We start from the raw sequence: 15,793 nt of genomic DNA, 5'->3' as shown, positions 1-15,793 counted from the left end.
AGTGCTGTGCCTGATTGATCCTGATTCGGGGAAAGATAAATAAGCCAAAAGGTTAATTGTAAAGAGGGGGTTTCTCACGAGAAAAACAGCTACCCCCTGTGCTGCCGGGTAGGTCGAGTCACTACCCGGCAGTTTTATTTTTTTATCGATACGGATGCTGTGTATGGGCAGTCGAACAAAAATGAATAATCCACGTAATATAGAAGGTTATTTAATTAAAATTTATAGGATGACACAAATTTCAGATATCGGGTTGATCGGTTTAGCAGTCATGGGGGAGAATCTGGCGCTAAATTTAGAACATAAAGGGTATACCGTTTCCGTGTATAACCGGATTCATCCCGGACAAAAAAGTGCTGTTTCCCGTTTCTTGGAGGGGCGAGGAAAAGAGAAACGTTTCGTGGGGGCTTATACGATTCAACAATTGGTGGAGTCGTTAAGATTACCCCGGAAGATTATGTTAATGGTAAAAGCCGGAGAACCCGTGGATGAACTGATCGGACAATTAGTGCCCTATCTGAGTCCCGGGGATGTCATTATCGACGGAGGAAACTCTGATTTTAAAGATACGGCAAGGCGGGTTAAAATGTTGGAGGAAAAAGGGTTGTATTTCGTGGGTTGCGGTATCTCCGGGGGAGAAGAGGGTGCTTTGAACGGACCTTCTATTATGCCGGGCGGATCGGAAACGGCCTGGCCTTTGGTGAAGGATATCCTTCAGGCGATTGCGGCTAAATTAGACGACGGTTCTCCCTGTTGCGAGTGGATCGGAAGCGGAGGAGCAGGGCATTTCGTGAAAATGGTACATAACGGTATCGAGTATGCCGATATGCAACTGATAGCGGAAACCTACTCGATCTTAAGAAGACGGACCGATAAAAATAACGATGAGATAGGTCAAATTTTCGAAGAATGGAACCGGGGTGAACTGAACAGTTATCTGATAGAGATTACAGCCAATATACTGCATTTCCGGGATGCGAACGGTCAATATTTATTGGATTCGATATTGGATGTGGCCGGACAAAAGGGAACCGGGAAATGGAGCGTTATGTCGGCTTTGGATGAGGCGAATCCCCTGACATCCGTGGCAGAGGCTGTTTTCACCCGCTTCATGTCCATGAGGCTCGAGGAGCGGGAAAAAGCTTCAATGCTTTATCCCACGGAAGAGACCGGCGATCTGGTGACTTCCGCAACGATCAATGATTCCGGGATCGAGGCGGTAAAAGAGGCTCTTTACGCGGCTAAATTGGTCTCCTATTCGCAGGGTTTTTCTTTGATGAAGCAGGCTTCCGAGCGTTATGGTTGGGATTTGGATTTTGGGACGATAGCTAAAATATGGCGTAAAGGATGTATCATCCGTTCTGCTTTTTTAGAACGGATTACCCGGGCTTATCATCGCGATTCTACCTTGGGAAATCTGTTGTTCGATACTTTTTTTCAGGATAAGATTCAATTGACCCTTCCTGCCTTGAGGGGGGTCGTGGCGGACGGCGTGTTTAACGGAATCGCCTTGCCTTGTTTCTCTTCTGCCTTGAGCTATTTCGACGGATTGAGAACACTCCGTTCTCCGGCCAACCTGATTCAGGCTCAACGGGATTATTTCGGGGCTCATACCTACGAGCGTACGGATACCGAACGGGGACGTTTTTTCCACACGGATTGGACGGGAGGAGGAGGGGAAACGGCTTCCGGAACTTATAATGCATAGTAATCATGATGAAAAAAATAGAGAATCAAATTTTAATCATATTCGGGGCGTCGGGCGACCTGACCAAGCGTATGCTATTGCCCTCTTTGTTCGAACTTTTCGTTCGCGGGTTATTACCGGAACGGTTTCTGATATTGGGGACAGCCCGTTCCTCTTTCACGGACGGGAGTTTCCGTGCGCATATAAAAGAAAAGTTAAGGGAATTCGTAAAGGAGAAAGAGAAGATAGATGATTTTTTACCCCTGTTGTTTTATCAGGTTTTTGATCCGGAGGGCAATACGGACGAATTGAGCGAACGGGTCATGAAATTACGTCAACAATACGATATACCGGAGCATACCATCTATTATTTGGCAACCCCTCCCTCTTCCTATGATTCGATTACCCGCTATCTGCGCGAAAGTCGATTGATGCGTTCGAGGAACGGATGGCGGCGTATTGTGGTAGAGAAACCTTTCGGGGTTAGTTTGCCTTCGGCCCGAGAGTTGAATCGTTGTGTTAATTCCGTTTTTTCTGAAAATGAGATTTACCGGATCGACCATTTTCTGGGAAAAGAGACCGTCCAAAATATATTGGTTTTACGTTTTGCGAATGAGACCTTCGAAGCCCTGTGGAATCGTAATTATATCGATCACGTGGAGATTTCAGCTCTCGAAACCATCGGTATCGAGGGACGGGGCAAATCTTACGAGGGGATCGGGGCTTTACGGGATATGATCCAGAATCATTTGATGCAGTTGTTGGCTTTTGTGGCTATGGAACCTCCTGCCGCGATCGATGCGGAAGCTATACGCGACGAAACGGAAAAGGTGATCCGGGCTCTTCGTCCGATGACGGATAACGAGGTGGCGGAAAATGTTGTCCGGGCTCAATATACGGCCGGGACAGCGCGGGGGGAAGCGGTTGCGGGCTATCGGGAAGAAAAAAACGTGGCTGCCGATTCGGATACGGAAACCTTTGTCGGTATCAAATTTTTTATAGATAACAGACGATGGAGTGATGTCCCGTTCTATTTTTTCACGGGAAAGCGATTAAAAGAGAAAAAATCGGAAGTCGTTATCCATTTCAAATCTGCCCCGCATAAACTTTTTAAGGGTGAGTGTCCCGGAGACTCCTGCAATCAATTGGTTTTACGTATTAGCCCCGATGAGGGAATCAGGATGAAATTCGGATTGAAGATTCCGGGTGCCGGATTTGAGGTCGAGCAGGTGGCTATGGATTTTAGTTATGCTTCTCTTTGCAAGGAGTATATCCCGGGAGCTTACGAACGCCTGCTGTTGGATGCGATGTCGGGTGACTCCATGTTGTATACCCGGAATGATGCTCTCGAAGCCAGCTGGCGGTTTATCGATCCTATCGTGAACTATTGGGAAAAACACCGGAACGAAGATATGTTGTATTATGCCGCGGGAGAAAACGGCCCGGATTTGAGAGAGAAATGGAATGTCTCCTCTCTGGAACCTATTGTAAACCAGAAAAAGTGTACGCGATAGATATGGAAGAATTAACGTTGACGACTCCCTCCATCCTGTTTTCGGCGATATCGTTGATTATGTTGGCTTATACCAACCGTTTTCTGGCTTACGCCCAGGTGATACGAAATCTGAAGGTGGAGCATGAGAAACATCCTACTCCAATGACGCGGCGACAACTGGATAACTTGAAAAAGCGACTTTATATGTCTCGTTCCATGCAGATTTACGGGGTAATCAGTCTTCTCCTTTGCGTGTTGTGCACTTTTTTTATTTATATAGGTCTTCAACTGACAGCGGTATACGTGTTCGGAATAGCCTTGCTGCTGTTGGTTATCTCCCTAAGCATATCGGTACGGGAAATACTGATCTCGGTAAAAGCGTTGGAATTTCATTTGGATAACCTGACTCCCGGTTCCCCCGAAGGAAATTCGTAATTTTCCGAAATGATACGTATGCTGCGTTTATTGTAAAAGAAGTCTTGTCATTTTGGATAAACTTCTTGTTGAAGGTTGAATGTTTTTGTTTTATGCGTTAGAATACAGTTTTTGATTATCGATTAATTTTTTCTTCTTTCCCACCCCAAATGTTTTTTCCGTCGACCGAAATTTCTTGTGGCTTGTAAATTTGCGGTTTGTAGAGAATCTCCTCGTCTTGTATAAACTTGCCGTTGTCATCAATATGGTAGTGGCAATCTATCCGTTGAGCCTTGAAAGGAGGGGTATCCGGACGAAAATACACGGGTGTTTCCGAGAGTGGTTTTAACCAATACACGGTTACCTTGAAGTCGCTGTCCAAACGGTATTGTTTTGTGAATGTGAAACTGTCAAATGAGCCTCCAACGGCTACGTCTAATGTGTCTATGATTTGATAATTATCGTTTAATGTCATAAGTAAATGGCGATAATTTTCTCCCATATCAATCCATAAATCTAATAAGATGAAATTTTTATTTCCCGTTTCAAAACGTTTAAAAATGGAACAAGTCACATCATCATATAGGATCTGTTTTTTTAGCCCTAAATCTGTATAAACATGGAAAGATAGTTTCGAATTAAGTTCGGAATTAACGGCGAATCCCGGTAGTGAACGTCTTGATAAAGTCGTCAATTCAAAAGGTAGTGAAGTTATCTCGGTTTTGTCCACTTTATTTTTTAGTGATGTTGTTTCACCAGAAAATCCTATTAGTAAGGCGATTAAAAATAATATGCTTTTCATATCTGTAGTTTTTGATTGTTTTAGAGTGATATTGTTTCATTTAGATAATGGCCTTGTTGATATATCCCGTGGTTTCGTTTATCACGGGAATGATATAATGCAATCCATACATACTGCCTACCCCGATTTCCGTGTAATCAAACAGAACCTTTTCTTGATGATTAATGGTCATTTCTGATTCTGTTTTGATATTGGATTGTTTTTCCAATTTTTTGACGAGATATTTCCCGACTTTATTAGGCCCGTTATAGATAAGTAAATTTTTCTTCGTGATCTCGTTTTCCCATTTATTGTCTTGACAGGAAAGAAGAAAAATGACACTTAGACAAAAGAAGAGGTGTGATTTTTTCATGGGGCGTATTTTTAGTTTACACAATACCCCTCCTCTCCTCGATTTTACAAAGTTATAATTTATATATTATATTACAAATAATATGTAAAATTTAATTCGATTTTTGATGTTTAAAAGAAGGTTGTTTCTATGCCGTACCATTTCGTCGGATCGAAATCGGGTTTGTACCTTTTCTTCCGAATTTCAACGTTTATTTCGTGAGAATTGTCGTTTCGTATTTTTAAATAATCTAAGATTTGGACGGGGTTTTAACGGTTAAAAACAATCCCGGAAATTACAAATTCGATTTCCGGGATCAGGTCATTTTGAATGATATATAGCCTTATAATTTTCTTCCTTCAAAAGTATTGGATTTTTCCGATGGTACGAGATTGCCGTTTAAGATAAGGGTGTTGGAATGGAAGGAGGGCAGTATGGTGGCAGAAGCTTTGTTGTTGCCGACGAGGGAGATGTTCACGTAAGCCGATATGCCTAATCCCTGCACGTAAAAACTGTATGAAACCCTTCCTTTTTTATCCGTGCTCATTTTTATATCGGAAACTTTTCCTTCCACGGTTACTCCTCCCAAGCCGTTTTGAAGCGGACGTCCGGTAACGAAACTGACCTGTACGGTAGCTCGGTCTCCCGACATAGAGATGAAGTTAGTGGAAGGGGTTACGCTTATTGTTCGTCCTTTTTTAAAGGTTAATGTTTGGGCCTCGAGAACGAAATCCTGTTTCTTCAGTGCATCGATAGCTGTTTGAAATAATTTTTCATCTTCTTTTTGCCGGGCGAGCTTACGTTCTTCCCGCGTCATTTTTCTTTTTTCTTTGGCTGTTGTTCTCTCCTGTGCCGTCAGTGGGGTTACGCTTGCTAATAAGATAGCCATCATAAACCAGGTAAGTATTTTATTCATCTTATCGGAGTTTAAATGTTTGTTACTAATCTCTTGTGATCATTTAACGAAAACTGAAATAAAAAGGTTTTCCTTGTATACAGAATGTCAAAATGACAGGTGTAACGGAAGAGTTCCAGTAAATAGGTTTTCGCTGAAAGTTTGTAAAGAATAGGTTGTGTGATTTTTTTTTATATGTTTGATTGTCTGTGTGTTGTCATTTATCTTTATTTGTCGATTGTGTTATTTTAATAATGGAATTGTATAAAATAAATTAATAATTCTGATGTGATGTATTAATGGTTTATTTTTGGCTTTTTTTATGTAAGAGTGTATGTGAAATGTAAAATAGACAATGTGATTAAAATAGATACTGATAATTAAAAGTAAAAGTTATGATGACAGAAAAATTGCAACGGGCAATAAACGAACAAATTACGGCAGAGATGTGGTCTGCTAATTTGTATCTTTCCATGTCTTTCTATTTGCAGAAAGAGGGTTTTGACGGTTTTGCACATTGGATGAAAAAGCAATCGGGAGAGGAGACCGAACATGCTTGCATGATGGCAGATTATATGATCAAGCGCGGAGGAGTTCCGAAAGTAGACAAAATCGACGTGGTACCTCAAGGTTGGGGCAGCCCGCTGGAGGTGTTCGAGCACGTCTATAAACATGAATGTCACGTTTCCGAGTTGATTGATAATTTGGTCCGGGTCGCTTCCGCCGAGAAAGACAATGCAACCCAGGATTTCTTGTGGGGATTTGTCCGTGAACAGGTGGAAGAAGAGGCAACGGCTCAATCCATTGTCGATAAGATAAAGAAAGCCGGAGAGGCAGGATTATTCTTTATGGACGCGAAATTGGGAGAACGTAAATAAGTATCCGTCGGCCGCTTAAAGAGTGTAAAACATACGGACCTTCATTAACGAGGTTCGTATGTTTTTTTTGTGTGAATGGAATACGTGATAATTCAGGAAAAGTATTGCGATATGTATCATGTTAATTTTATAAATTTTACGAAATAGTATATGCAAATGTGAGTATATAGATATTTTTTATAACTTACACCTTGTTTTTTGATTAAACTAAAGTCCTCGATTAGCATGAAAAGTTGTGGTTACATGTTGATAACTCGAATACAAGCAAAATTATTGCTTCGGTCCGGCTTGGGGCGGTTCTTTTTTTTGACAGTCTCGGTATGTATTCTTTTTTATATGAGTTTTAATTTGAGTGCGCTAAACCCCGCAAGGCAGTCAGGAGAGCTCTACATGGCTTCCCTTTTTCCTTACACGGTCGCTTTCTTGTTCACTTTATTGCAGTACCCGGTCTTGATTTTTCTTTCCGCCGTTTTTTTTCCAGAAAAAAAATCGACACGCTTGATTCTATTTATGCCCGTCCCACCAGTAATTTCGGTTTCTACACGGGGAGTGCTGTCGGTTTTATCCGGGTCTTCATGATGTGGGCAATATTGCTTTTTCTCCTGGTCATGCTTGTTCATGTTTTTGCTAGTAGTGCGCCCCTTAACCCGTGGCTCTATCCCTATTACTTGGTAACCTTGGTGTTCCCGTCCACAGTTTTTATGCTCGGGCTTTCTTTTTTTGTGTTGTCGGCTATGCGGCGTGCGTTTGTTTCTATTATAATCTTGTTCGCCAGTGCCTGGGCTACGGTATCATTGTCGGGGGAGTCTTTGGGAGGAATCCTTAATTTCTCGGGACTCACCTTACCCAACGAGTATTCTGAGATAACGGGTTTTGCGGCTGTCGTTCCCTATCTTTCGCAACGACTGGGATGGTTACTCGTGGGAGTGGGATTGTTTTTTTTCTCGATTCTTTTTTGTAAACGATTGGAGAACAGGTCTGGAGAACGAAGAGTTATTGGAAGAAGGGCTTGTGTTATACTGCTGTTAGGTGTGAGTTGCTTGGTAGCGGTTCAGGGGATTTACACTCAAAAGTATGCACGACGGACTCGTTTCGCTGAAGTATATAATCGTCACGTGAATCACGATAAGTTATACCTCCTGAGCCAGGAGTTGGATGTCACGCCCGATGGCTGTCGGTTAAAGGGCTTGAGCCGGATGAGGCTCCTGAACGACGGGGAGGACACGTTGTCCGATTTTTTACTTTACCTTAACCCGGGGTTAGAGGTTAAATCATTAAAGGTAAGTGGTATTAATACATCTTTTCGTCGGGATAATCAAGTCATAGTTGTTGAAAGATCGGTGTCGGCAGGCGATACGATTCGGGTGGAGATAGAGTACGAGGGCGGTATCGACGAGGAGGTTTTCTATCTTGACGTGCAAGAGAAAGAGCTAAAGGATACCTGGAGTCACCTGCGGGACTTATGCCTTTGTCCCCCGGGAAAACGTTACGCTTATCTGGAAGATAGCCAGGTACTGTTAAATCCTGAAGGCTTGTGGTATCCCGTGACAGTTCCCCCGGTGAATCCTGCTTCCCCGTATATCGTTGAAAAAAATTTCACAGACTATAAGTTAATCGTTCATGGCGTAAAAGACCGTACGGTTATCTCTCAGGGAGAACGTCATTGCCTCGGGGAAAGTGTCGTTTTTCATAATAATTATCCCCTTCCCGGGATTAGCTTGTGTATAGGGGATTACGAGAGGCGTTACCTTCGTGTCGGTTCAATTGATTATGAACTTTTTTTATTCAGGGGGCACGGGATCTTCGTGGAAGGTTACGAGGATGTTTTGGATGCCCTACCTGGATATATTTCTGACGAGTTGGAAACAAGTTTAGAATACGATTTTGGTAAAAAATATCCCTTCAAGCGATTATTGCTTATCGAGACTCCCGGCACTTTCGCGACTTATTACCGGAATCAACGGGGCGCTAGCGAATACGTGCAGCCCGAGATCGTTTATTTTCCTGAACGCTTTTCATTATCGTGGAAAGACCGGTGGACATTGAACAGGGAAAGCAAGGAACAGGCGGGGAATTTTTTGGGCGGGGAAAAGGGGATGAAGCTTTATGAAATCGGTTTTATAGTTCTAAATTACCTTCGTGCTGAAAGTCGTGTGATGCGTCATTCTTCTTTAAGATCCGGGCTGGGGCGCTTGACGTTTTGTCCCCTGGAGTCAAAAAGCGGTAACAATCTTTTCTCTATCGGCTCTCTTTACACTGATTACGTTTATTATTTTCACTCGCTCGATTACCCGGTCATGGAAACAATACTCAATAGCCTGGCAAGAAGTTCTTTTAAACCTGGAGGCACTTATTCATACACAGTAGGTAATTACCGCAAGGGGATTCGTTTCTTGAATACCCGTAGCCTGGAAGAGGCATTCCTGTCCCCGGGGATAGGCTCGGCGTTAATGCGTAGGCTTGTAATACTCAAAACGGACGAGTTGTTTTCACTTTTTAACCTTCAGGGAGTCTCGGCGAACGAACTGACAAAGTTCCTCCGGGAATATACCTCGAGAAAAAACTTTTGCCGGATTGATTTGAAGGAATTGAATCTTGACATGAAGGGAACCCTGGGGACTGATTTTATGGATATCTTGCCTGGCTGGTATTATCAAAATCGATTACCGGTGTTTGTTATTAAAGATATAGAAACAAGAAGAACTTGCACGACAGAGAATATATATGATTTTAAAAACTATATAACACAGTTTATTTTCACGATTTATAATGACAGTGACACGGACGGGATTGTTACATTGTCTTATAATCCGCAATTGGTTACCGGCACTTTTCGAGATTATGTTTATCGTATCCCGGCAAGGGAGGGTAAAAAGATTGTTCGTACGGTTCACGGTCGTTGTTTTGATCCTGTATTGAAATTGGGACTTTCTCAAAATTACCCTTCCGAGTTTCCTCTTGAAGAATTTCTCGTACCTTCCTCTTTGATAGACACGACAAGTCACGATGAAAAGGTCTATAAAGAGGATGTATTTTCTCCTGAAGAGATAGTCGTCGATAATACCGATCCCGGGTTCTCTTATAATATGCCTGAGTTATCGTTTATCAAGCGATGGAAAAGGAAGCGGCAGGAACAAGTTGCGGCAGAGAAGGATATAGTCTTTTTTGATAAATTGAATTTCGACTGGCAAATAAGGATCAATGAAACCGCTTACGGTACTCCCGCGCGCACGGCGATAGCCCGCCAGGTGACTAATTCAGGTGATAAAGTAAGCTGGAGTGCGAAAATCGATCGGGAAGGGTATTATGAAGTTTCAGTCTACTTTCCGCCGGGTTTAATAAAATATACGGGTTCTCACGTGAAAAGCGCTAATACTGCCGGGGCGTCGTTCTCGCAATATTACACGATCGAGCGTAACGGCAAGTTAAAAGAATCCAGTATCGAGATTTCCGGTCAACCGGGTTGGGTATCAATAGGAAGATTTTATTGTACGCCCGGGATGATTCGGGTATCTCTTCTGGATAAAGGGATATTCGGGCAACTTATTTGGGCGGATGCCGTCAAGTGGAGATATCTTGGCGATAAGAACGAGTGAGTTATGGGTATTGGCCTCCATTCATTTATAAACCTTAAACAATAAAATTATGAAAAATCTTTTATTTCTTTTAAGCATGACATTTTGGGTTCTGACGTCATTTGCTCCGGCTCCCGCGAATGTAGATGTGGCGTGGCTTGTTAGTCCACTCAAACTAACGATGGCCCCTGGTAGTGAAAATTTTATCAAGGTGACGGTCTATAAAATTTATGGCGAATTTGCGGATTTAAAAGTTAAACTTACTTGTCGTGATTCGAGCAATCTTATTTTTTCAAAAAGCGATTCTATCAAAAACAATAAAGAGATAGCGTATACGTATAGTGTAGTTGGTAAAAAGGTTGGTACCGATACGCTTGATGTGGAAATTTCCGGTTCATATAGCCGTGATCGTAATAGAATTTTTAAACAAAGTAAAGCTGTTAAAGTGATGATTATTAAACCTTGATCAAATTGTAAAAACTGGTTAATTCTGATGAAAGCTTGGTTTTTCTTTAGTATTTAAGTAGACTTGTAAACGAGATAAATGCGGTATTTCTCTGATGTTATTATAGTTTTTTAATTTATTTTATACGAATTCGAATTGTCTTATTTATGAGACAAAAATGACTTATATTTGTCCTATCGACAAGACAAATATAGCGAATGGACAAAAATATTTTAAAATCAGTCATTATGGATAATCAGGTAGAGGTACCGAAATATCAGGTTATACCTCGAAGTTTTACTTTTGAGGAGTTTGGTAATTATGTTATTCCGGTTTGGAAGTGTTTTTTTTAATCTTTAAAATGGATGTTAATGTCTAAATTATAATGCGGTAGTTTGTTGAATAAAAAGAAAAAATCTATACAAAAGTATTAAAATGAAAGAATTGAAACTATTTGAAACAACAATCATATTCTTTATTGAAAATTAAATTAATATTTGTAATTTTACGAATCGAAATTTTAAAATTAATAACTTAATAATTAAATATGATGAGATTGTTTTTATATGCAGGTCTATTTGTGTTTATTTTTACTTCTTGTGGAGCAAATAAGGAAATTAGTAGTAAAATATTGGATTTGCAATCGAAATTTGCTTCTTTGGAACAAGAAAATTTAAAATTGCGTGGTGAGTATGATCAAATTAAAAATGAGAACCATCTTTTGAAAATAGAGATTGAGAGTCTAAAAAATGGTATGGTTTGTTTTTATACGAAATTGGATAGTGTATTGAATAGAACCGGTATAATAAAACAACTTCCCATTCGTTCGGTGACAAAAACAACTTCTCCGTCTACGCCAAAGAGCCAATCCAAAAAAGTAAATACTATATCTGAATCCGTATATAGTGGTAGGTGTCAAGCCACGACCAGGAAAGGAACTCAATGTAAGAGAAATGCTCAAACAGGAAGTCGATATTGTTGGCAACATCAAAGGTAGTTGTTTTTATATAAGGAATGTCGATAATTTATATTCTTTACTTGCTATATATTTTTAAGGCAGGTGGAGGAGTCTGGAACTTGTTTTGATTTTTGTAATAATAATCTATCCAAATATTTTCGACAAGTTTGTTTAAGGTTGTCTTGTATAGATTATATTCCGGGGCATTGGACGAAATGCTTTGTTTCAGGATGGAATCTACTTGCAGATTGACTTCTCGAACCAAGTTATTATATTCATTAAACCAAAGTGATAATGAATCTTGAGTTGTAATGGAGTCATACCAATCGTATAATTTTTGACAATGCTGTTCCGTTATATTCTGGGTTTGTTGAGTAATTTGATTATAGATATTGATGGATTGAGAATGATGTTTGCTATTTTGCTTTGATCCCCAGTGATATCCGAATAGTAAACCACCCGTGGTTAGAATTGTAATCAAAAGAACGGATAAATAGGGTAAATATTTATTTTTTGAATGGAGTAAATGATTGATTTCATCTATGCTTGTATAACGTTGGGTAGGATGTTCAGAGGTACAACGTTTGATAATCTTGTGGATGTATGGGAGCTTTACACGAGTTGTTTGTATAATTTCTTCTAAGATTACCCCAATAGAATATATATCTGCTTTATTATCTATAGCAGTTTGGGGAACTTGCTGTTCTGGGGAGGCATATTTTAAGGTACCTGCGGGATGTTTTAAAATGGAATAGGAGTCTGTATCTGATAAGCCAAAATCAATTAATTTGACATTGGAACCATTACGCGTGATAAGAATATTTTCCGGTTTTAAATCACGGTGGATGATTTGTAAGGAATGGATATAGCTTAAAGCTTGGCAGAGTTCGTCCAGTATTTTTAGAATTGTATGGTTGTTATAATTTTTAGAATTCAAATATTCACGTAAATTGATTCCATCGATATATTCCATGACAATACTTGCTCCGATACCGGGGATTTCTTCGAATCCGATAGTTTGTATGATATGGGGATGGGACAACGGGTATGAGATCTGAAATTCTTTTTGTAATAATTCTTGATAAAGGGGATTGTCTTTATATATAGGTTTCAGTGTTTTCAGTATGTGGTATTTTCCTAATTTTTGTGCTTTATATAGACAACAATAGCCGTTGTTGGATTCATACCGTAGCGTGATGTTGGTAAAATATGAGGTAGTTTCCGGTTTTATATCGGTAATGATACCTGAATTTGAATTTAGTAAGGTCATATTGTTATTATTCCAGGAGTTGAATAGATGTTAAGCCGGTTTGATAACCGATAGCGTAACTTATCGGTTCGGAGAAAGAAGTAGGTGTAATTCTTCTGCATAAATTTGTTAGGATCAAAGGTTGGTGTAAATAAAAATGTTCAACTTGGAAAGTGTCTCCTTTATTTATTTGTGTGTTAAAAGACTCAATGACAGAGAATGTTGAATTCCCTTGATATTCTATCATACATTGGCGGTCTGGGTTCCATTCTATTTTCAATCTTTTTCCCGGTTGAAGATTTGCGGAATGGATCGTTTCGCTTGTAAAAAAGTAAGATTCGGTTATAATAGGTGAAGATTGGCAAAAGGCGTCCCAATCTGGATAACCGATATAACGAGCCAAGGTGGATAGAGACGAATATCGGGGCATGTGGGAAGAGGATACGTATCCCCAAAGTCGTTTTAGGGTGGAAGGACTGATTTGTTCGCGGATGTTTTCGTGAATCAAATAGGATAACCGATCGAAATCGACGGGAGATCTCATGGTTCGTCCTGCCTTTTTTTCGATTGCCTGCTTCAGTTTTTCTATATCTTTCAAAGTGTCCATAGATATATTGAATTTTGCCCAAAAATACTATAAAAAGAGGTATTGTTCGCAAATGAAACGAATTGAATTGCTTTGAACCAATTTGAACTTTTGAAATGATAAAGTTACCCTGTTATTTTGTCAATGTTTAAAGTTCTTTTGAAGAAGGGAAAGGGGTAGAAGGGAAAAAGTCAGAAAAAGGACAATTAAAAATGATAGATAATTCGTTGATATGATTAAGATTGTATTTTGCTCGTTGATTTGGATTTTCAACATCCCCGATAAATCCCCGGGAAACTCCGAGGCAATATGCCAAAGTAGCTTGGGACATTTTCTGCGCCAATCTTTTTTCTCTGACTTTATCGATTACGTATTGCTCAATAGGAGTCTTCATTTTGTTATGGTTTAAACTTCAAGATTAACAAAATGACAAAACACTTTGCACATATATGTATGTGTATTATATTTGCGAAAAAATAGAAGTAAAATGGACGGTTTGAATTGTTTTAGGCAACTATTCTTGACTGATGGTGAATTAGTTGATTACGTGATCCGAAATACTCTTTTCTTTAAAAAAGATATTGTATTTCAGCAAGCTAGAGAGTATAGGCAGGCTATTCGAATGGGAGAAGCTATTCCGGTTCGTTATAATTCGAATAAAGCTTTTTTTCGGCAGCATGAAGTAAAAATGACAACTCCTCGTTTTCGAAATAAAAAAGAAGCTGTTTTGTTTACGAAAGATCCTGCTAATGCTATTTTTCACAAGGATACGAAGATTCGAGTTGGTTTTGATCCAGATGGTAATTATTATCCGAAAAAAGAAATTTTGAAATATACAGGACACCGTGTTAGTTGGGGAAACATGAGTTCTGTTGTAAATTATAATATCGCTCATATTTGGGGTAAAACGGATAATCCGCTTTTCTTTTCTTTACTTTGGAATTATGCCTTAATTCCTTGTCATTGTACATTTTTGACAGATAAGAAGGATGAGAACGACGTTATAATGAAGAGTATCAAAAATTTACTGAAAGCTATTAGTATAGAATTGTATGATCCTAACCGAATTATGGATTGGAAACAAGATGTATTATCTATTGATGATTATCCGGCTATGGAATACTTACAAAAGGGTAGGAAATGGATAATTAATAAGGATATAAATTTTTTAGAATCAATGATTTGAAATGAAAGATGAGCAGATTGATATTATAGTGAAGATACTGAAAACTGTTTGTAAAGTCATTTGTGAAATTGTGAAAATTTTGTTTCAAGGCATGACATTCGCAATCGAAAAGTTGTGGGAAACATTTAATGAAAAAAAATCTGTTAAAGACGAGAATATTAAGGATATATAGAACAAAGTTGTATTATAATGAAGTCGATTGGAGCTATTTCAAGTTTGTTCACACTTTCTTCGAAAGAGGTTTGGAACATTGAAAATGGATTGAATTGGGCGTATGACCAAACCTTACGGACGGATATGCCTTGCGGATTATGTAATGCATTGGAATTGGCTGATGAGTATCGTATGAATTATTCTTCTATCATGGAAGCAAGCGATAAATTAATAAAAGACCAGTTATTGAAGATCGGAGGAACAGGACTTCTCATTTCATTGGGAACGTTATTTAACCCTGTGGGTATTCCTGTGAGTATGGGTATTTCCTGGATGTTGCAATTACGGTTGATTAACTCTCTTGCTTACTTGGGCGGTTACGATTTAAACAGTGAAAATGTTCGTACCCTTGCTTTTGTTCTTTTATTGGGTAAAAGAGCAGAGGACTTTTTTCTTGAAAAGATTATAGGAGTTGGAGCGCTCGGCGTTATGAAAGAAGGTTCCAAGAGCATTATGAAAAAGCTTATTCCGCAGTTTACTTCTCAAATAACAATAAAAGGAGGGATTAAGGTCGTTCCAATCCTTAGCGGAATTGTCGGGACATCCGTGGATGTGTTGATGACGCATGCTATAGCTAAAGTGGCAAAACAAACCTTTTTAAAAACGACTATAGAATGTGAGAGTTTCGTCAGGATGGAAGAGGAACGGATAAAGCTTCTAATCAATATGGGGATAGTAGATATGTATTTTTGTAACGAAGAGAAGAAATTGATACTTGAGATAATAAAAAATTCAAGCGTTCCGAATAGTAAAAAGGATGTGTTCTACAGGGACATTGAAAACAGTCCTTCGAAACTGTATTCTATCGATTATACACTTTTCAGGAAAGAAAAGTTTTATGGGGTAAATTTAATGACCGGTTTACTCTCTATTGCCTTGGCAGATGGTTTTATTCATCCTGCCGAGAAGATATATTTAGAGGAAATCGCAAAAGAATTGCATATTTCAACGGATGAGTTTTTATCAATCTTGGAGACGTGTCACATAAAACAAGACTGATATAGTTTAATAGATATGCATCGATTTAATGTTTAATTCCTAAGTTTTTAAAATTATGCCGACTTACAAATTGATAGCTT

Annotated in this window: 15 protein-coding genes; 9 read left to right on the top strand and 6 right to left on the bottom strand. The window is 39.3% G+C overall.

Going from position 1 to position 15,793, the window contains the following annotated elements:
• Positions 1-229 precede the first annotated feature (229 nt).
• Genes gnd through NVS78_RS00700 form a run of 3 tightly spaced genes read left to right on the top strand, consistent with a single transcriptional unit; the run spans position 230 to position 3,617 of the window.
• Entirely contained in the window at positions 230-1,708 is a 1,479-nt protein-coding gene (gnd, locus tag NVS78_RS00710; protein WP_286357491.1) for a decarboxylating NADP(+)-dependent phosphogluconate dehydrogenase, read from the top strand.
• A gap of 8 nt (positions 1,709-1,716) precedes the next feature.
• Complete coding sequence (gene zwf / locus NVS78_RS00705; RefSeq protein WP_286358441.1) at positions 1,717-3,201, top strand: glucose-6-phosphate dehydrogenase; 1,485 nt, start codon at positions 1,717-1,719, stop codon at positions 3,199-3,201.
• Between the two features lie 2 nt (positions 3,202-3,203).
• Positions 3,204-3,617 carry a DUF2721 domain-containing protein gene (locus NVS78_RS00700; protein ID WP_286357490.1) on the top strand — a complete coding sequence of 138 codons (414 nt, stop codon included), beginning with the start codon at positions 3,204-3,206 and terminating at the stop codon, positions 3,615-3,617.
• A 115-nt stretch (positions 3,618-3,732) separates the two neighbouring features.
• Here the strand turns inward: NVS78_RS00700 and NVS78_RS00695 are convergent, their stop codons facing one another.
• The 3 genes from NVS78_RS00695 to NVS78_RS00685 all read right to left on the bottom strand — a co-directional run bounded on the left by NVS78_RS00695 (position 3,733) and on the right by NVS78_RS00685 (position 5,645).
• Positions 3,733-4,398 carry a hypothetical protein gene (locus NVS78_RS00695; protein WP_286357489.1) on the bottom strand — a complete coding sequence of 222 codons (666 nt, stop codon included), beginning with the start codon at positions 4,396-4,398 and terminating at the stop codon, positions 3,733-3,735.
• Positions 4,399-4,438: 40 nt separating this feature from the next.
• Positions 4,439-4,750, bottom strand: a complete 312-nt coding sequence (locus NVS78_RS00690; RefSeq protein ID WP_286357488.1) for a hypothetical protein — start codon at positions 4,748-4,750, stop codon at positions 4,439-4,441.
• Positions 4,751-5,072: 322 nt separating this feature from the next.
• Positions 5,073-5,645, bottom strand: a complete 573-nt coding sequence (locus NVS78_RS00685) for a DUF4251 domain-containing protein (protein WP_041502847.1) — start codon at positions 5,643-5,645, stop codon at positions 5,073-5,075.
• Between the two features lie 374 nt (positions 5,646-6,019).
• On the opposite strand from NVS78_RS00685, the gene NVS78_RS00680 reads away from it, so the two are divergent.
• From NVS78_RS00680 to NVS78_RS00665, 4 genes are all read left to right on the top strand, one after another.
• A complete protein-coding gene (locus NVS78_RS00680; RefSeq protein ID WP_286357487.1) occupies positions 6,020-6,502 on the top strand; it encodes a ferritin in 483 nt (160 codons plus the stop codon).
• A gap of 575 nt (positions 6,503-7,077) precedes the next feature.
• Positions 7,078-10,098, top strand: coding sequence for a hypothetical protein (locus NVS78_RS00675; protein ID WP_286357486.1), 3,021 nt, complete (start codon positions 7,078-7,080; stop codon positions 10,096-10,098).
• Positions 10,099-10,147: 49 nt separating this feature from the next.
• Positions 10,148-10,543: a hypothetical protein gene (locus tag NVS78_RS00670; RefSeq protein WP_286357485.1), complete on the top strand. Its 396-nt coding sequence runs from the start codon at positions 10,148-10,150 to the stop codon at positions 10,541-10,543.
• 526 nt (positions 10,544-11,069) lie between these two features.
• Positions 11,070-11,519: a hypothetical protein gene (locus NVS78_RS00665; protein ID WP_286357484.1), complete on the top strand. Its 450-nt coding sequence runs from the start codon at positions 11,070-11,072 to the stop codon at positions 11,517-11,519.
• Positions 11,520-11,556: 37 nt separating this feature from the next.
• On the opposite strand, the gene NVS78_RS00660 is transcribed toward NVS78_RS00665, so the two are convergent.
• From NVS78_RS00660 to NVS78_RS00650, 3 genes are all read right to left on the bottom strand, one after another.
• Positions 11,557-12,750, bottom strand: coding sequence for a serine/threonine-protein kinase (locus NVS78_RS00660; RefSeq protein WP_286357483.1), 1,194 nt, complete (start codon positions 12,748-12,750; stop codon positions 11,557-11,559).
• Positions 12,751-12,757: 7 nt separating this feature from the next.
• Positions 12,758-13,336, bottom strand: coding sequence for a hypothetical protein (locus tag NVS78_RS00655; protein WP_286357482.1), 579 nt, complete (start codon positions 13,334-13,336; stop codon positions 12,758-12,760).
• Between the two features lie 127 nt (positions 13,337-13,463).
• Entirely contained in the window at positions 13,464-13,709 is a 246-nt protein-coding gene (locus tag NVS78_RS00650; RefSeq protein ID WP_022160579.1) for a helix-turn-helix transcriptional regulator, read from the bottom strand.
• Between the two features lie 93 nt (positions 13,710-13,802).
• On the opposite strand from NVS78_RS00650, the gene NVS78_RS00645 reads away from it, so the two are divergent.
• Complete coding sequence (locus NVS78_RS00645) at positions 13,803-14,501, top strand: hypothetical protein (protein ID WP_286357481.1); 699 nt, start codon at positions 13,803-13,805, stop codon at positions 14,499-14,501.
• A 189-nt stretch (positions 14,502-14,690) separates the two neighbouring features.
• Positions 14,691-15,713 (top strand): TerB family tellurite resistance protein, encoded by a 1,023-nt coding sequence (locus tag NVS78_RS00640; protein ID WP_286357480.1) that lies wholly within the window; start codon positions 14,691-14,693, stop codon positions 15,711-15,713.
• Positions 15,714-15,793 lie beyond the last annotated feature (80 nt).

The organism is Gabonibacter chumensis (assembly GCF_024741215.1).
GTDB lineage: Bacteria > Bacteroidota > Bacteroidia > Bacteroidales > Marinifilaceae > Gabonibacter > Gabonibacter massiliensis.
This window is presented reverse-complemented; position numbering and strand designations above follow the sequence as displayed.